Below are 16,247 nucleotides of genomic sequence, written 5' to 3' on the forward strand. Positions count from 1 at the left end.
CTCGCATCAGATGCGACGAAGGTGCCCTTCAGCCCGCGTGGATCAGGCGCCGGCCGCGGCCTTCAGCGCCTCGGCGCGGGCCGTGCTCTCCCACGGGAGGCCCAGCTCGGGACGGCCGAAGTGGCCGTAGGCCGCCGTCGGGGCGTAGATCGGGCGCAGCAGGTCGAGGTCGCGGATGATCGCCGCCGGCCGCAGGTCGAAGACCTCGGTGATGGCCTGCTGGATCTTCGACGGGTCGACCGTCTCGGTCCCGAACGTCTCGACGAACAGGCCCACCGGGGCCGCCTTGCCGATCGCGTACGCGACCTGGACCTCGGTCCGCTGGGCCAGGCCCGCGGCGACGACGTTCTTGGCCACCCAGCGCATCGCGTACGCGGCGGACCGGTCGACCTTGGACGGGTCCTTGCCGGAGAACGCGCCGCCGCCGTGGCGGGCCATGCCGCCGTAGGTGTCGACGATGATCTTGCGGCCGGTCAGGCCGGCGTCGCCCATCGGGCCGCCGATGACGAACCGGCCGGTCGGGTTGACCAGCAGCCGCGCGCCGGAGGTGTCGATGCCCAGACCCTCGAGCTCGGGGCCGACGACGTGCTCCTTGACGTCGACGCTGAGCATCCGGTCGAGGTCGATGCCGTCGGCGTGCTGCGAGGACACGACGACCGTGTCGAGCCGGACCGGCTGGTCGCCGGCGTACTCGATGGTGACCTGGGTCTTGCCGTCCGGGCGCAGGTACGGCAGCACGCCGTCCTTGCGGACCGCGGTCAGCCGCTTCGACAGCCGGTGGGCGAGCGCGATCGGCAGCGGCATCAGCTCGGGGGTGTCCGAGCAGGCGTAGCCGAACATCAGGCCCTGGTCGCCGGCGCCCTGGCGGTTGATCTCGTCGTCGTCGGACTCGACCCGCGACTCGTAGGCGGTGTCGACGCCCTGGGCGATGTCGGCCGACTGGGAGCCGATCGCGACGTTGACGCCGCAGGAGTTGCCGTCGAAGCCCTTGGCCGAGGAGTCGTAGCCGATCTTCAGGATGACGTCGCGGACGATCGTGGGGATGTCGGCGTACGCCTCCGTGGTCACCTCGCCGGCGACGTGCACCTGGCCGGTGGTGATCAGGGTCTCGACCGCGACGCGGCTACGGGGGTCCTTCGACAGCAGGCCGTCGAGGATCGAGTCGCTGATGGCGTCGCAAATCTTGTCGGGGTGCCCTTCGGTCACCGACTCCGAGGTGAACAATCTGCTGCTAGACGCGGTCACGGTGGCCGTCACTTCCTCACCTTGTCGTCGGATGCCCCGAAAGTTAGGCACCCCTTACCTGTGCAAGCGTACTGACTATCGCTCGGGGGACGGTCAACGCTTCATGAAGCTCACAACAGCGTCCCACAGAGTGGACGCCAGTTCAGCCTTCGCGCCGAGGGGTATGGGGATTTCCGTGCCGTCGGACCCGAGCAGCCAGCCCGAATTGTCCTCCGTGCCGAACGCCTTTCCGTCGCCGACGGCGTTCACGACCAGCAGATCCGCGCCCTTGCGCTTGAGCTTGACGCGGGCGTGGTCGAGGACGTCGCCGTGCTCGTCGCCGGTTTCCGCGGCGAATCCCACGACGACCTGACCGGGCCGCCGGTTCCGCACCAGTTCCGCGAGGATGTCGGCATTGCGGTCGAGCGTGATCACCGGGTCCGGCTGGTCGTCCGACTTCTTGATCTTGTGGTCGGCCCGGTTCGCCGGCCGGAAGTCGGCGACGGCGGCCGCCATCACGACGACGTCGGCGCTCTCGGACGCGGCGTGCACCGCCTGCCGCAGCTCCTCCGCCGTCGAGACGTGCGAGACGGTCGCGCCCGCCGGGTCCGGCAGCGCGACGGTGTGCGCGGTGACCAGGGTGACCTCGGCGCCGCGCTGGGCGGCGACGCGGGCCAGCGCGTAGCCCTGCTTGCCGGACGAGCGGTTGCCGAGGTAGCGGACCGGGTCGAGCGGCTCGCGCGTCCCGCCGGCGGACACGACGACGCGGACGCCTTCGAGGTCGCGCGGGAGGGCGTCGGGGCGGGCCAGCAGCAGCCGCGCCAGGTCGACGATCTCGGCGGGGTTCGCGAGGCGGCCCTTGCCGGTGTCGACGCCGGTCAGCCGGCCCGAATCGGGTTCGGTGACGATCGCGCCGCGCGAACGCAGCATGGCCACGTTGTCGCGGGTCGCGGGGTGCTCCCACATCTCCGTGTGCATCGCCGGGAAGAAGGCGACCGGGCACCGGGCGGTGAGCAGGGTGTTCGTCAGCAGGTCGTCGGCGAGGCCGTGGGCGGCCTTGGCGAGCAGGTTCGCCGTGGCCGGGACGACCAGGACGAGATCGGCTTCCTTGCCGACGCGGACGTGCTGGACCTCCGGCACCTCGGTGAACACGCCCGTGTGCACCGGGTGCCCGGAGAGGGCTTCGAAGGTGGCCGCGCCGACGAAGTTCAGCGCGGCTTCCGTGGGGACCACGCGGACGTCGTGACCGGACTCGGTCAGGCCGCGCAGGACCTCACAGGCCTTGTAGGCGGCGATGCCGCCGCCCACGCCCAGGACGACGCGGGGTTTACTCACCCTCGGTGTGCTCGAGCAGGCCGCCGTGGATCTCGCGCAGCGCGATCGAGAGCGGCTTCTCGCGCGGACCCGGCTCGACGAGCGGGCCGACGTACTCCAGCAGGCCCTCGCCCAGCTGGGCGTAGTAGTCGTTGATCTGGCGGGCGCGCTTGGCCGAGTAGATCACCAGCGCGTACTTCGAGCTGACCTTTTCGAGCAGGTCGTCGATCGGGGGGTTGGTGATGCCCTCGAGTTCTTCGGTCAAAGCGATCTGGCTGGTCACGCGTGGTGCTCCGATTCGTCGGAAGACTGATCAGTAATCAAGTTTAGCAAGTGCTCGGCGGCCTCCCGCACGTCGGCGTTGACGAGGCGGTGGTCGAACTCCCCCGCCGCCGCCAGCTCGCGCTCCGCTTCGGCCAGCCGGGCCTGCACCGCGGCCTCGCTTTCGGTACCACGCCCGGTGAGCCTGCCGACCAGTTCTTCCCACGACGGCGGCATCAGCATCACCAGCCGGGCCTCCGGCATCGCCGCGCGGACCTGGCGGGCGCCCTGCAGCTCGATCTCCAGGACGGCCGGGCGGCCCTCGGCGAGGGCCTTCTCGACGGGCTCGCGCGGGGTGCCGTAGCGGTTGCCCGCGAACTCGGCCCACTCGAGCAGCCTGCCGTCGGCGACCATGGCGTCGAACTCCGCCCGGTCGACGAAGTGGTAGTGCGCCCCTTCGACCTCACCGGGGCGTGCCTCGCGCGTGGTGACCGAGACGCTGAACCAGACGTCGGGCTCCAGCTTCCGCAGCTCGCCCACCACGCTCGACTTCCCGACCCCCGAAGGCCCCGATACGACGGTGAGCCGGTGCCGGGGGATGTCCCCCGCCACCGGCTCACTGCCGCGGTCGGCGCCCGGGTTCACCGGGTAGTCACGACCGGCGCCGTTCACTCGCCGCTGAACTCGGCCAGCAGCGCCTTGCGCTGCCGGTCGCCGAGGCCGCGAAGGCGACGGCTGGGGGCGATCTCCAGTCGTTCCATGGTCTGCTGCGCGCGGACCTTGCCGACGCCCGGGAGGGCCTCGAGCAGAGCCGAAACCTTCATCTTGCCGAGGACTTCGTTCTCCTCGGCCTGCTTCAGCACGTCGACCAGAGTGGTACCGCCCCGCTTCAGCCGCTCCTTCAGCTCAGCACGGATCTTGCGAGCGGCGGCGGCCTTCTCCAGCGCCGCAGCGCGCTGTTCCTCTGTCAGCTGGGGAAGTGCCACGTTTTCCTCCGGTAGTTCTCAAATCTGGGTGGGTGACGCGACGGTACCCACCCGTGAGCACCGGCCACAATGCGGGGGTGCCTGGTGGGACCCGGTTCCGGGCCCTGCTATTGGCCGTTTTCCTGCGGGTCGGCCAGCAGTTCGGCGACCCGTTCGACCGCTTGGCGCAAAGCCGCTTGCTCCGGACCGTGCTTCAGGATGTCCCGGGACGACGCGGGCAGGACACCCGGCAGTCCGGGCCCGGCTGCAGTGCTAAAGAGGGCCTTCAAATCGGCCACAGTGGCTCCCTGGGCCCCGAAACCGGGGGCCAGCACCGGGCCGTTCAGCCCGGAAAGATCCAGCTCTCCCGGCGCGACGGTGGCCCCGACGACGACGCCCACATCGCCGAGCGGTGCCGCGGATGCGTTGAGCGCCGCCGCGGAATCGACGATCGACTGCCCCACCGTGCGCCCGTCGGGCAGCTTCGCGTTCTGCACCGCGGCCGCTTCCGGGTTGGAAGTCCGCGCAAGCACGAAGATGCCGCGCCCCGCGGAGACCGCCGTTTCGGCGCATTGGGCCAAAGAGCCGAACCCGAGGTACGGCGAAACGGTGATCGCGTCGGCCGCGATCGCCGCCCCGTCGGCCACGTATGCGGCCGTGTACGCCGCCATCGTCGAGCCGATGTCGCCGCGCTTGACGTCCAGCAGCACCAGCGCGCCCGCGTCGCGGGCCGTCTCGACGACCCGCTCCAGCACGCGGACGCCGGCCGCTCCGAAACTTTCGAAGAACGCCGACTGCGGCTTCACGACCGCCGCGCGGGCCGCCAGGACCTCCGTGGCGGACAGCGCGAACCGTTCCAGGCCCGAAGCGTCCACCGGGAGGCCCCACGCCTCGATCAGGCCCGGGTGGGGGTCGATCCCGGCGCACAGCGGGCCCCGGGCCGCGACGGCCTTGGCCAGCCGCGCCCCGAACCGCTCCCTCGTGCTCACGACTGCGCCTTCAGGGCCGCCTGGAGCTCCTGCAGCGACTTGACCCCGATGTCGCCCCGGATCAGCGCTTCGATGCCGTGCACGGCCGCCGCGGCGCCCTGCACGGTCGTCACGCACGGGATGTCCCGCGACACCGCGGCGGTGCGGATTTCGTAGCCGTCGACGCGCGGACCGCTGTTCCCGTAAGGGGTGTTGATCACCATGTCGACGTCGCCGTTCAGGATGACGTCCACGATGTTCGGCTCGGCTTCGGTCGAACCTTCGTAGTGCTTGCGCACCACGGTGCACGCGACTCCGTTGCGGCGCAGCACTTCCGCGGTGCCGGACGTGGCGAGGATCTCGAACCCGAGGTCAGCCAGGCGCTTCACCGGGAACACCAGCGAGCGCTTGTCGCGGTTGGCGACCGAGACGAACACGCGCCCGGACGTCGGCAGCGAGCCGTACGCGCCGCTCTGCGACTTGGCGAACGCCTTGCCGAAGTCGACGTCGACGCCCATCACCTCGCCGGTGGACTTCATCTCCGGGCCCAGCAAGGAATCCACGCCGTGGCCCTCCGGCGTGCGGAAGCGGTGGAAGGGCAGGACCGCTTCCTTGACCGCGACCGGCGAGTCGGCCGGCATCCGCCCGCCGTCGCCCTCGGCCGGCAGGACGCCGCTCTCGCGCAGGTCCTTGATCGTCGAGCCGGTCATGATCAGCGCGGCGGCCTTGGCCAGCGGCACGGCCGTCGCCTTGGACACGAACGGCACCGTCCGCGACGCGCGCGGGTTGGCCTCCAGGACGTACAGGACGTCGTCCTTGAGCGCGTACTGGACGTTCAGGAGCCCACGCACGCCGACGCCCCGCGCGATCGCCTCGGTGGAGCGGCGGACGGCCTGCAGGTCCGTGTGGCCGAGGGTGATCGGCGGCAGCGCGCAGGAGGAGTCGCCGGAGTGGATCCCGGCCTCCTCGATGTGCTCCATGACGCCGCCGAGGTAGAGCTCCTCGCCGTCGAACAGCGCGTCGACGTCGATTTCGATGGCGTCGTCGAGGAAGCGGTCCACGAGCACCGGGTGCTCGGGGGTGATCTCCGTGGCGCGGCCGATGTAGCCGGCCAGGGTCTCCTCGTCGTAGACGATCTCCATGCCGCGCCCGCCGAGGACGTAGGACGGCCGGACGAGGACCGGGTAGCCGATCTCGTCGGCGATCCGCTTGGCGCCCTCGAAGGACGTCGCCGTGCCGTAGCGCGGCGCGGGGAGGCCGGCGTCGGTGAGCACCTCGCCGAACGCGCCGCGGTCCTCGGCCAGGTGGATGGCCTCCGGCGGCGTCCCGACCACCGGGACACCGGCGTCGGCCAGGCGCTTGGCCAGGCCCAGCGGGGTCTGGCCGCCGAGCTGGACGATGACGCCGGCGACCGTGCCGGACGCCTGCTCGGCGTGCACGACTTCGAGGACGTCCTCGAAGGACAGCGGCTCGAAGTACAGCCGGTCGGACGTGTCGTAGTCGGTGGACACGGTTTCCGGGTTGCAGTTGACCATGACGGCCTCGAACCCGGCCTCCCGCAACGCGATCGCCGCGTGCACGCAGGAGTAGTCGAACTCGATGCCCTGGCCGATCCGGTTCGGGCCGGAGCCGAGGATGAGCACCTTCGGCTTGTCACTCTGGACGGCCACTTCGGACTGGGCGTCGGGGTCCGACTCGTAGGCCGAGTAGTGGTACGGCGTCTTGGCGGCGAACTCGGCCGCGCAGGTGTCGACGGTCTTGAACACCGGCCGCACGCCGAGGCGGTGGCGCAACGCGCGGACGCCGTCCTCGCCCGCCAGTTCCGGCCGCAGCGCGGCGATCTGGCGGTCCGAGAGGCCGGTGCGCTTGGCGCGGCGCAGCAGGTCCTCGTTGAGCACCGGCGCGTCGCGGACCTCGGCGCCGACCTCGCCGATGAGGGCGATCTGGTCGACGAACCACGGGTCGATGCCGGAGGCTTCGTGCACCTGCTCGACGCTGGCGCCGAGGCGCAGCGCCAGTTCCACTTCGTACAGCCGGCCTTCGTGCGCGGTGCGCAGCGAGTCCAAAGTGGACTCGACGGTCGCACCCTCGGGGTCCGGCAGCGTCCAGAACCCGGTCGCCTTGGTCTCGATCGACCGCATCACCTTGCCGAGCGCCTCGGGGAAGCTGCGGCCGAACGACATCGCCTCACCGACGCTCTTCATCGTCGTGGTCAGCGTCGGGTCCGCGCCCGGGAACTTCTCGAAGGCGAACCGCGGCATCTTGACGACGACGTAGTCCAAAGTGGGCTCGAACGCGGCCGGCGTCTCGCCGGTGATGTCGTTCTGGATCTCGTCGAGGGTGTAGCCGATGGCGAGCTTCGCGGCGATCTTGGCGATCGGGAAGCCGGTGGCCTTGGACGCCAGAGCGCTGCTTCGGGACACGCGCGGGTTCATCTCGATGACGACCATCCGGCCGTCGGCCGGGTTGATCGCGAACTGGATGTTGCAGCCGCCGGTGTCGACGCCGACCTCGCGCAGCACGGCGATGCCGACGTCCCGCATCACCTGGTACTCGCGGTCGGTGAGGGTCATGGTCGGTGCGACGGTGACCGAGTCGCCGGTGTGCACGCCCATCGCGTCGACGTTCTCGATCGAGCAGACGACCACGACGTTGTCGTGCTTGTCGCGCATCAGCTCGAGCTCGTACTCCTTCCAGCCGAGCACGCTCTCCTCGATGAGCACCTCGGTGACGGGAGACTCGGTGAGCCCGGTGGAGGCGAGGCGTTCGAGGTCTTCGGGCGTGTGCGCCATGCCGGACCCGAGCCCGCCCATGGTGAAGGACGGCCGGATGACGACCGGCAGGCCCAGGTCCTTGACGGTGTCGCGGACCTCGTCCATGTCGTGGCAGACGCGGCTGCGCGGGACGTCGGCGCCGATGGTGCGGACGATGTCCTTGAACTTCTGCCGGTCTTCCCCGCGCTGGATGGCGTCGATGTCGGCCCCGATCAGCTCGACGCCGTACTTGTCGAGCACGCCACGCTCGTGCAGCGCGACGGCGCAGTTGAGCGCGGTCTGCCCGCCGAGGGTCGCGAGGATGGCGTCGGGGCGTTCCGCCGCGATGACCTTCTCGACGAAGTCGGGGGTCACCGGCTCGATGTAGGTGGCGTCGGCGAACTCGGGGTCGGTCATGATGGTGGCCGGGTTCGAGTTCACCAGGGAGACGCGCAGGCCTTCGCTGCGCAGCACCCGGCAGGCCTGGGTACCGGAGTAGTCGAACTCCGCGGCCTGCCCGATCACGATCGGCCCGGAGCCGATCACCAGCACGTGCTGGATGTCCGTCCTCTTCGGCATCAGTTACCTTCTTTCACCAGGCGCCGCAAGCCGTCGCGGAAGACCTGAAAGCTTTTGGATCGGTTGTTCTCGATGTCCATGTGGGGCGCGATCTCGCTCGCCGCCCGGACCTTCTGGAGGCCCTTCTTGTGGTAGCCGTGCTTCTGCAGCACGTGCTCCAGACCTTCCCAAGTGCCGCCGGGAACGTTCTCCGGGTCGCGGAACTTGGTCTGGCTTCCCAAGCTCGGAGGCACCTTCGGGTAGGCCGCGTGCAGCGCGGGCACGTCGCCGAGGAACCAAGCCTCGAGCTCTTCGATCACGATGCGGAACAGTGTCGCTTCGGCGGGCAGTCCTGCTTCGTGCGCGATCTCGACGAGACGGCGCTTGAGTTCGGCGCAGTCGTCGTTGTCCCGATCCAGCAGGACAACGATCCGCAGGCCCATCTCGGCCCAGTAGTGCGTGTAGTCCCGGAGCCGGACGGGCAGCTTGCGCAGCAGATCGGTCTTGCCGTTGAAGGGGACGATCTGGAATTCGACGCCAGGAACGATCTTCGGCAGAAGGGTCCTCAACGCCTCTTCCGCGGATGGTTCCTCGACGAGCACTTCGAGGCGACAGGGAGCCAGCACGGTCACGGGCGCTCCTCGAGCGGGTCACCGAACCGGAAGTATCCCTCGGTCCACAGGTCGCCGAGCGCTCCGCCGGACTCGACCATGCGGACGACCGCCGCTTCGTCGGAAGCCCGTTTGGTCTCGGCGTACCCGTCGTTGTCCCGGGCGAACGTCCAGACCTCGTCCGGCCGCAACGCGTCGACGAAGCGAGGCGCGTGGGTCGCGATGATGACCTGGTCGGCGCGAGCCCCGCGCGCGTCTTCGGCGAGCGAATAGTGGAGCCGCGGGTGGACCTGGTTCTCCGGCTCCTCGATGAGGAGCACCGAGGTGTTCGTGCGCAGGGCCACCAGATAGCCCAGCAGCAGCAGCGTGCCGTCGGAGATGTTCTCCGGGGTGATGAGGTCTTCCTTGCCCTGCTCGCGCAGCCTGACGATCCAGGCGCCGTTGCCCTGTCGGAACGGTTCGATGTCTTCGAATCCCGGGACGTACTTGCGCAGAGAAGCCCTGATGACTTGCCACTCGCGTGGAACACCATCGCGGAGGCGCCGGACAATGGCGCCCACGTTCCGGCCATCCGGTTTGAGCCGGGAAGGCTTGTCGTCCTTCGCGCCGTTGCGCATCGCATCGAGATTCAGGTCCGAGAGCCCGATCTCAGCTATGAATCGGTGGAACTTGCCAACCTCGGCCGCGGTGGCGAGTTGACTGACCACGCTTACGCCGAGCAAGTCTGGGCCGGCCAATGAGACCTGCTCCCCGACGGCGCCCAGACCGGCAACCGTCCCCATCCCACCTCGGAACTCCAGAGCTTCGGAGGGGGCATCAGCGCCCGCTGGCTGCCAGGTCAGCTTCTCCTCGGCAATCACCGGCCCGTCATCCTCGTCGTCGATGACGAGTCGGTACTCCCCCACCGCACCTTCGACACGGCAGGTCACCTCGATTTCGACAGGACTCTCGGCGCCGTGGGTGATGATGTCGGCGGCACCGCCACGCTGGTCCCACGCTGCGCGCAACCCGATCCGGAATGACTCGGAGAGGAAGTTTAAGGCTTCGAACACCGTGGACTTCCCGCTCCCATTCGGCCCGATCAACGCCGTCACCGGCGTCAAACCGTCCAGCTCGACGTCCCGGAGTACCCGGAAGTTCCGGATCCGGAGCCGCTCGATGCCGGTCGTGAGGGTCACGACCGCTTCTCCATGAGCGAAACGAAATCGTCGAACAGGGGGGCCGCGTCGTGGGGGCCGGCCGCGGCTTCGGGGTGGTACTGGACCGAGAACGCCGGGACGTCGAACGCCCGCAGGCCTTCGACCGCGCCGTCGTTGGCGCAGTAGTGGCTGACCTGGGCCGCGCCGAACGGGGACTCGAAGCGTTGCCCCGGCTCGCCTTCCAGGGCGAAACCGTGGTTCTGCGCCGTGATCGCCACTGACTTGGTGGCCACGTCGATCACCGGGATGTTGATGCCGCGGTGGCCGTAGCGCATCTTGTACGTGCCCAGACCCAAAGCGCGGCCCAGGACCTGGTTGCCGAAGCAGATGCCGAACAGCGGGATCTCGCGGCCGAGGACCTGCTTGGTCAGCTCGGTGGCGTGCGTCGTCGTGGCCGGGTCGCCCGGGCCGTTCGACAGGAACACCCCGTCCGGCTCGACCGCCAGCACGTCGTCCAGGGAAGCAGAAGAGGGCAGCACGTGCACCTCGATGCCCCGCTTGACCATCTGCCGCGGGGTGTTCGACTTGATGCCCAGGTCCAGCGCGACCACGCGGAAACGCACTTCACCGGAAGGCGAGACCACGTACGGCTGAGGCGTCGTGACCTGGCCGGCCAGGTCGGCACCCTCCATCTGCGGGCTCTCCAGCACCGAAGCGACCATCTCGTCGACCGTGCCCAGCGCGTCGCCGGAGAAGACGCCGGCGCGCATCGCGCCGACCTCGCGCAGGTGACGAGTCAGCGACCGGGTGTCCACCTCGGCGATGCCCACGATCCCCTGGCGCACCAATTCTTCGTCCAGGGTCCGGCGGGAGCGCCAGTTGGACGGTGTGCGCGCGGGGTCGCGGACCACGTAGCCGTTGACCCAGATCTTCGAGGACTCGTCGTCCTCGTCGTTCCAGCCGGTGTTGCCGATCTGCGGCGCGGTCTGCACCACGATCTGCCCGTGGTAGGACGGGTCCGTCAGCGTCTCCTGGTAACCGGTCATGCCGGTGCAGAACACCGCCTCGCCGAGGGTTCGCCCCTGCGCGCCGTAGGCAGCGCCGCGGAACACCCGGCCGTCTTCGAGTACCAGTGCGGCCTGAGCGCGCGCGTTCACTGGGCACCTCCCTTGATCTTGAGCTGTTCGATCCACTGTGGATAGTCGTCGAGGTCGTCGCCGCGGAAGCCCGTGTCGACCTCGGTCTCACCGGCGCGCCAGGTGAGGACGAGCAACGCGTCCGTGCCCATCACCTTCCCGGCGATCTTCGAGTCGCGCCGGACGCCGGTGACGGCCTCGCGCGGGATCCAGAAGTCGGGCGCTCCCCCGCGTTCGACCGCGATCCCGCCGTCGTGCAGCCGCCAGGAAGCGGAAGTCCGCAGTCCCGCGCCGCGGGTGACGACCCGGTTCTGCCACTCTCCCGCGAACGTCGTGGCGACGTAGACGCCGGTGGACTCCAGCAGGACGTCACCCGGCTCCGAGGGGATCTCCGGGAACGGCGGCACCCGCACGCTCTGCGAGCGGGACTTGCGCCGCCAGCCGACGTACATGCCCCACAGGCAGAGCAGGAAGAAGGCGACGATCGCCAGCACCAGCCAAAGGCGTTCCATCAGCAGATCTTCCCGTCCCGGGCGGTGACCCGCCCGCGCAGCAGCGTGGCGGTCACCACGCCGGGCAGCCGCATTCCCTCGTACGGGGTGTTGGCCGCGATGCTGGCCAGCTCGGCGCCCCGGACCGTCCACTCGGCGTCGGGGTCGACGAGCGCCAGGTTCGCCGGCTCGCCGACCTCGATGGGACGGCCCTGGTCGGCCAGGTTGCCGATCTCGGCCGGCCGCTCGCTCATGACGCGGGCGACGCCGCGCCAGTCGAGCAGCCCGGTGCGGACCATCGTCTCGGCGACGATCGAAAGGGCCGTCTGGAGCCCGAGCATGCCCGGCCGGGCCGCGGTCCACTCGGTGTCCTTGTCCTGCACGGCGTGCGGCGCGTGGTCGGTGGCGACGCAGTCGATGACGCCCTCGGCCAGCGCCGCCCGCAGCTTTTCGGCGTCGGACTCGGTGCGCAGCGGCGGGTTCACCTTGTTGACCGGGTCGTAGGTGGCCAGGCGCTCGTCGGTGAGCAGCAGGTGGTGCGGCGTGACCTCGGCCGACACCTTCGTGCCGCGGTCCTTCGCCCAGCGCAGGACGTCCGCCGTGCCCGACGTCGAGACGTGGCAGACGTGCAGCCGCGCGTTCGCGTGCAGCGCCAGCAGGCAGTCGCGGGCCACGATGGACTCTTCCGCCGCGGCGGGCCAGCCGGTGTAGCCGAGCCGGGCCGCGCGCTCGCCCTCGTGGGCCTGGGCGCCGACGGTCAGCCGCGGCTCCTCGGCGTGCTGCGCGATGACGACGTCGAGCGCGGTCGAGTACTCCAGCGCGCGGCGCATGAGCAGCGGGTCGGCGACGCAGAGGCCGTCGTCGGAGAACACTGTCACCCGGGCCTGGGCGTTCGCCATGGTGCCCAGCTCGGCGAGCTTCTCGCCCTTGAGCCCGACGGTGACCGCGCCGACCGGGTGCACGTCGACCAGGCCGACCTCCAGCCCGCGCCGCCAGACGTGGTCGACGACCACGGCGTTGTCGGCGACCGGGCTCGTGTTGGCCATGGCGAACACCGCGGTGTAGCCGCCGAGCGCCGCGGCGGCCGAGCCGGAGTCGACCGTCTCGGTGTCTTCGCGGCCGGGTTCGCGCAGGTGGGTGTGCAGGTCCACGAAGCCCGGCAGCAGCACCTGACCGGCGGCTTCGATGACTTCGGCGTCTTCGGGTGCGTCGACGGCGCCGATCGCGGTGATCACGCCGTCCTCGACCAGGACGTCGACGGGGTCGCCTTCGCCGTACGGGCGGGCGCCCTTGATCACGGTGGTCACGCGGCGGCTCCTTCGCTGGCCAGGAGGTGGTAGAGGACCGCCATGCGCACGTGGACGCCGTTGCGGACCTGTTCGGTGATGGCCGAGGCCGGGGAGTCGGCGACCGCGCTCGCGATCTCCATCCCGCGCAGCATCGGGCCGGGGTGCAGGACGACCGCGTGGTCCGGCAGCAGCTTCTGCCGCTTTTCCGAGAGGCCGTAGGCGATCGAGTACTCGCGGGCGGACGGGAAGAACCCGCCGTGCATGCGTTCCGCCTGGACCCGCAGCATCATCACCGCGTCGACCGCGGGCAGCTCGGCGTCGAGGTCGTGCGAGACGGTGACCGGCAGGCTCTCGACGCCGTAGGGCAACAACGTCGGCGGCGCGACCAGCACCACCTCCGCGCCGAGCGCCGAGAGCAGGTGGATGTTCGAGCGGGCGACCCGGCTGTGCAGGACGTCCCCGACGATCGCGACCCGGCGGTCCTTCAGCGAGCCGAGGCGCTCCCGCAGCGTGGCCGCGTCGAGCAGCGCCTGCGTCGGGTGCTCGTGGGTGCCGTCGCCGGCGTTGACCACGGACGTGCCGGGCTCGGCCAGCCACTCCGAGAGCCGCTGGGCGGCGCCGCTGGCGGGGTGCCGGACGATCACGCAGTCGGCGCCCGCGGCGGCCAGCGTCAGGGCCGTGTCGCGCAGGGATTCGCCCTTGTTGACCGAGGAGCTGGACGCGGAGACGTTGATCACGTCGGCGCTCATCCACTTCCCGGCGATCTCGAACGACACCCGCGTGCGCGTCGAGTTCTCGTAGAACAGGGTGATGACCGTGCGGCCGCGCAGCGTCGGCAGCTTCTTGACCTCGCGGCCGAGCAGCGTGTGCTTCAGCTCGTCGGCGGTGTCGAGCACGGCCGTGGCGACCGCCGGGTCCAGGCCGTCGGTGGCGAGCAGGTGCTTCACGAGTCCTCTCCAGCAGCAGTGTCCGATGGGCGCAGCAGGACCGCGTCGCGGCCGTCGATCTCGGCCAGCAGGACGGACACGCCCTCGGTGCGCGCGGTCGGGACGTTCTTGCCGACGTAGTCGGCGCGGATCGGCAGCTCCCGGTGACCGCGGTCGACCAGCACGGCCAGCTGCACCGCACGGGGGCGGCCGTGATCACGGAGGGCATCGAGCGCGGCCCGGATCGTCCGGCCGGAGAAGAGCACGTCGTCGACCAGGATCACCACCCGGTCGTCGATGCCGTCGGTGGGCAGCTGCGTCTGCTCGAGCGCGCGCGGCGGGCGGCGGCGGAGGTCGTCCCGGTAGAGGGTGACGTCGAGGGCGCCGGTGGGCGGGCGGACCCCGGAGAACTCGCCGATCTTGTCGGCCAGCCGGACGGCGAGCGGGGTGCCGCGGGACGGGATCCCGAGCAACACGGGCGGGGTAGTGCTTTCCGCACCGTTCGCGGTCTTTTCGATGACCTGATGGGCCATTCGGGCGATCGTGCGCGCGACATCGCCGGCCGTCAGGAGCTCGCGCTCCCCGGCCGAACCAGCCGCGCCACGCGGACGTGACGACACTTCGGACTCCTTCCCCGCCTCACCGGACGGGTCCTTAAAGGACGTCTGTTCCCCTGCTGGTCGGGGCTTTCGCACCGACAGTAGCAGGCACTTTGCTCAGTCTTCCGGGTGGTGTGGCGTGATTCGCGGCAAGCTCGCGCTTGACCTGGTGACAACAATGCGTAACCATTACTCTGAGTATTCGACTCGAAGAGTCCCCTGGACCGGTCACCCCGACCGGGAGGGGGTGGAGAACGGAGAACGACCAGATGGGCGATTACGCCAAGGCGCTCGGGGCCAAGCTCCGCGGGATCCGCCAGCAGCAGGGCCTGTCCCTGCACGGGGTCGAGCAGAAGTCCGGTGGGCGCTGGAAGGCCGTCGTCGTCGGCTCGTACGAGCGTGGCGACCGTGCCGTCACCGTGCAGAAGCTGGCCGAGCTGGCCGACTTCTACGGTGTGCCGGTGGTCGAGCTGCTGCCCGAGGGCCGGGTCCCGTCCGGTGCCGAGCCCGCCACCAAGATCGTCATCAACCTCGAGCGCCTGCAGCAGCTGCCGGCCGAGAAGGTGGGCCCGCTGGCCCGCTACGCGGCGACGATCCAGAGCCAGCGCGGCGACTACAACGGCAAGGTGCTCTCGATCCGCACCGAGGACCTGCGGTCCCTGGCGATCATCTACGACATGACCCCGGGCGAGCTGACCGAGCAGCTCATCGACTGGGGCGTCCTGCCGCCGGAGGCGCGTCCTTCCAAGGAGGACTGATCGCGGGTGCGCGAAACCGACGCAGTGAGCGTTCCCGGTGGGGCACCGGAGACGCTCACTGACTTCGTCGGGGGGCTCGTTCGGGGGCGAGCCCTGCTCGCGGAGAGCGCGAGCCGAACCTCTCTCCGCCGTGTCTTGTGGGGGCGCAGCCCCCACACCCCGCCCGGGGCAAGCCCCGGACCCCGGTCGTGGTCACCTGACCGGAAACGCCTGACCGGGGGGCCAGGCGGGCTCTACAGAACGGCGCGGAGGCGGTCGGCGATCGTGCCGATGCGGCCCAGCACGCCGTTGACGAACCGCGGCGAGTCGTCCGTGGACAGTTCCTTCGCGAGGCCGACGGCCTCGTCGATCGCGACCGGGTCCGGCACGTCCTCGGCCCAGAGCAGCTCGTAGACCCCGACCCGCAGCACCGCGAGGTCGACCTTCGGCATCCGCTCCAGGGTCCAGCCCTGCGCGTGCTCGGCCAGCAGCTCGTCGATCTGCGCCTTCCGGCCCGTGACGCCCTCGACCAGGCTGATCGTGTAGTCCGCGATCGGGTCGACCTCCGTCGCGCCGACCCGGTCGGCCAGCAGCGTCACCGCGTCGGTGTCGCGCTGCGCGGCCTCGTACAGCATTTCCACCGCGCGGCGGCGCGCCTGCCTGCGGCTGATCGCGCCGCCGCGGTTCGGGTGGGGTTTCGACGTCGGCATCAGCTGGAGACGCGGCCCAGGTAACGGCCGTCGCGGGTGTCGACCTTGATCTTCTCGCCGGTGGACAGGAACAGCGGGACCTGGATCTCCGCGCCGGTCTCCAGCGTCGCCGGCTTGGTGCCGCCGGTCGAACGGTCGCCCTGCAGGCCCGGGTCGGTGTGCTGGATGATGATCTCGACCGAGGTCGGGAGCTCGACGTAGAGCGCCTCGTTCTCGTGCACCGCGACCTGGACCTCGGTGTTCTCGAGCATGTAGTTGGCGTTGTCGCCGACGACCGCGGCCAGCACGGTGATCTGGTCGTAGGTGTCGCCGTCCATGAACACGAAGTCCTGGCCGTCCTTGTACAGGTAGGTCATGTTCCGGCGGTCCACCGTGGCCGTCTCGACCTTCGTGCCCGCGTTGAACGTCTTGTCGACCACCTTGCCGGTGAGCACGTGCTTCAGGGTCGTGCGCACGAACGCGCCGCCCTTGCCCGGCTTGACGTGCTGGAACGCGGTGACGGTCCACAGCTGGCCCTCGAGGTTGAGGACGAGCCCGTTCTTCAGGTCGTTGGTCGTGGCCACGAG

General features: G+C 70.1%; 17 protein-coding genes. 1 reads left to right on the top strand and 16 read right to left on the bottom strand.

Annotated features, from left to right (window positions below; genetic code table 11):
- Nucleotides 1-42: 42 nt before the first annotated feature.
- The 14 genes from metK to pyrR form a co-directional block, all read right to left on the bottom strand.
- Nucleotides 43-1,245, bottom strand: a complete 1,203-nt coding sequence (metK, locus tag ACIQWX_RS34140; RefSeq protein WP_400881428.1) for a methionine adenosyltransferase — start codon at nt 1,243-1,245, stop codon at nt 43-45.
- Between the two features lie 93 nt (nt 1,246-1,338).
- On the bottom strand, nt 1,339-2,559 hold the full coding sequence (gene coaBC, locus ACIQWX_RS34145; RefSeq protein ID WP_400880120.1) for a bifunctional phosphopantothenoylcysteine decarboxylase/phosphopantothenate--cysteine ligase CoaBC: 1,221 nt from the start codon (nt 2,557-2,559) through the stop codon (nt 1,339-1,341).
- The gene (rpoZ, locus tag ACIQWX_RS34150; protein WP_086671175.1) at nt 2,552-2,821 is read right to left on the bottom strand and encodes a DNA-directed RNA polymerase subunit omega; all 270 of its coding nucleotides are present in this window, start codon (nt 2,819-2,821) and stop codon (nt 2,552-2,554) included. The genes coaBC and rpoZ overlap by 8 nt, the downstream gene beginning before the upstream one ends.
- A complete protein-coding gene (gene gmk / locus ACIQWX_RS34155; RefSeq protein ID WP_400880124.1) occupies nt 2,818-3,471 on the bottom strand; it encodes a guanylate kinase in 654 nt (217 codons plus the stop codon). Before gmk ends, rpoZ begins: the two co-directional genes overlap by 4 nt.
- Nucleotides 3,468-3,785, bottom strand: coding sequence for an integration host factor, actinobacterial type (gene mihF / locus ACIQWX_RS34160; RefSeq protein WP_013224622.1), 318 nt, complete (start codon nt 3,783-3,785; stop codon nt 3,468-3,470). Before mihF ends, gmk begins: the two co-directional genes overlap by 4 nt.
- Before the next feature lie 107 nt (nt 3,786-3,892).
- Entirely contained in the window at nt 3,893-4,753 is an 861-nt protein-coding gene (pyrF, locus tag ACIQWX_RS34165) for an orotidine-5'-phosphate decarboxylase (protein ID WP_400880127.1), read from the bottom strand.
- The gene (gene carB, locus ACIQWX_RS34170) at nt 4,750-8,064 is read right to left on the bottom strand and encodes a carbamoyl-phosphate synthase large subunit (protein ID WP_400880130.1); all 3,315 of its coding nucleotides are present in this window, start codon (nt 8,062-8,064) and stop codon (nt 4,750-4,752) included. Before carB ends, pyrF begins: the two co-directional genes overlap by 4 nt.
- Nucleotides 8,064-8,675, bottom strand: a complete 612-nt coding sequence (locus ACIQWX_RS34175; protein WP_400880133.1) for a DUF4276 family protein — start codon at nt 8,673-8,675, stop codon at nt 8,064-8,066. Before ACIQWX_RS34175 ends, carB begins: the two co-directional genes overlap by 1 nt.
- Complete coding sequence (locus ACIQWX_RS34180) at nt 8,672-9,832, bottom strand: AAA family ATPase (RefSeq protein ID WP_400880136.1); 1,161 nt, start codon at nt 9,830-9,832, stop codon at nt 8,672-8,674. The genes ACIQWX_RS34175 and ACIQWX_RS34180 overlap by 4 nt, the downstream gene beginning before the upstream one ends.
- On the bottom strand, nt 9,829-10,950 hold the full coding sequence (gene carA, locus ACIQWX_RS34185) for a glutamine-hydrolyzing carbamoyl-phosphate synthase small subunit (protein ID WP_400880143.1): 1,122 nt from the start codon (nt 10,948-10,950) through the stop codon (nt 9,829-9,831). Before carA ends, ACIQWX_RS34180 begins: the two co-directional genes overlap by 4 nt.
- Nucleotides 10,947-11,441 (bottom strand): transporter, encoded by a 495-nt coding sequence (locus tag ACIQWX_RS34190; RefSeq protein ID WP_400880146.1) that lies wholly within the window; start codon nt 11,439-11,441, stop codon nt 10,947-10,949. Before ACIQWX_RS34190 ends, carA begins: the two co-directional genes overlap by 4 nt.
- Nucleotides 11,441-12,727, bottom strand: coding sequence for a dihydroorotase (locus tag ACIQWX_RS34195; protein ID WP_400880149.1), 1,287 nt, complete (start codon nt 12,725-12,727; stop codon nt 11,441-11,443). The genes ACIQWX_RS34190 and ACIQWX_RS34195 overlap by 1 nt, the downstream gene beginning before the upstream one ends.
- Nucleotides 12,724-13,656 (bottom strand): aspartate carbamoyltransferase catalytic subunit, encoded by a 933-nt coding sequence (locus ACIQWX_RS34200; RefSeq protein ID WP_400880152.1) that lies wholly within the window; start codon nt 13,654-13,656, stop codon nt 12,724-12,726. The genes ACIQWX_RS34195 and ACIQWX_RS34200 overlap by 4 nt, the downstream gene beginning before the upstream one ends.
- Complete coding sequence (gene pyrR, locus ACIQWX_RS34205; RefSeq protein WP_400880155.1) at nt 13,653-14,255, bottom strand: bifunctional pyr operon transcriptional regulator/uracil phosphoribosyltransferase PyrR; 603 nt, start codon at nt 14,253-14,255, stop codon at nt 13,653-13,655. Before pyrR ends, ACIQWX_RS34200 begins: the two co-directional genes overlap by 4 nt.
- Nucleotides 14,256-14,503: 248 nt before the next feature.
- Between pyrR and ACIQWX_RS34210 the strand changes: the two genes are divergently transcribed.
- The gene (locus ACIQWX_RS34210; protein WP_003096372.1) at nt 14,504-14,992 is read left to right on the top strand and encodes a transcriptional regulator; all 489 of its coding nucleotides are present in this window, start codon (nt 14,504-14,506) and stop codon (nt 14,990-14,992) included.
- A 233-nt stretch (nt 14,993-15,225) separates the two neighbouring features.
- Here ACIQWX_RS34210 and nusB read toward each other — a convergent pair whose 3' ends face one another.
- Nucleotides 15,226-15,681 carry a transcription antitermination factor NusB gene (gene nusB / locus ACIQWX_RS34215; RefSeq protein WP_160703072.1) on the bottom strand — a complete coding sequence of 152 codons (456 nt, stop codon included), beginning with the start codon at nt 15,679-15,681 and terminating at the stop codon, nt 15,226-15,228.
- Nucleotides 15,681-16,244 carry an elongation factor P gene (gene efp / locus ACIQWX_RS34220; RefSeq protein WP_370961382.1) on the bottom strand — a complete coding sequence of 188 codons (564 nt, stop codon included), beginning with the start codon at nt 16,242-16,244 and terminating at the stop codon, nt 15,681-15,683. The genes nusB and efp overlap by 1 nt, the downstream gene beginning before the upstream one ends.
- Nucleotides 16,245-16,247 lie beyond the last annotated feature (3 nt).

It is taken from the genome of Amycolatopsis sp. NPDC098790, from assembly GCF_044759945.1.
Classification (GTDB): Bacteria; Actinomycetota; Actinomycetes; order Mycobacteriales; family Pseudonocardiaceae; genus Amycolatopsis.

What these genes read in the sequence shown, in the direction of transcription:
- nusB (WP_160703072.1), bottom strand. Translation starts at nt 15,681, where the DNA reads ATGCCGACGTCGAAACCCCACCCGAACCGCGGCGGCGCGATCAGCCGC.
- ACIQWX_RS34190 (WP_400880146.1), bottom strand. Translation starts at nt 11,441, where the DNA reads ATGGAACGCCTTTGGCTGGTGCTGGCGATCGTCGCCTTCTTCCTGCTC.
- carB (WP_400880130.1), bottom strand. Translation starts at nt 8,064, where the DNA reads ATGCCGAAGAGGACGGACATCCAGCACGTGCTGGTGATCGGCTCCGGG.
- ACIQWX_RS34210 (WP_003096372.1), top strand. Translation starts at nt 14,504, where the DNA reads ATGGGCGATTACGCCAAGGCGCTCGGGGCCAAGCTCCGCGGGATCCGC.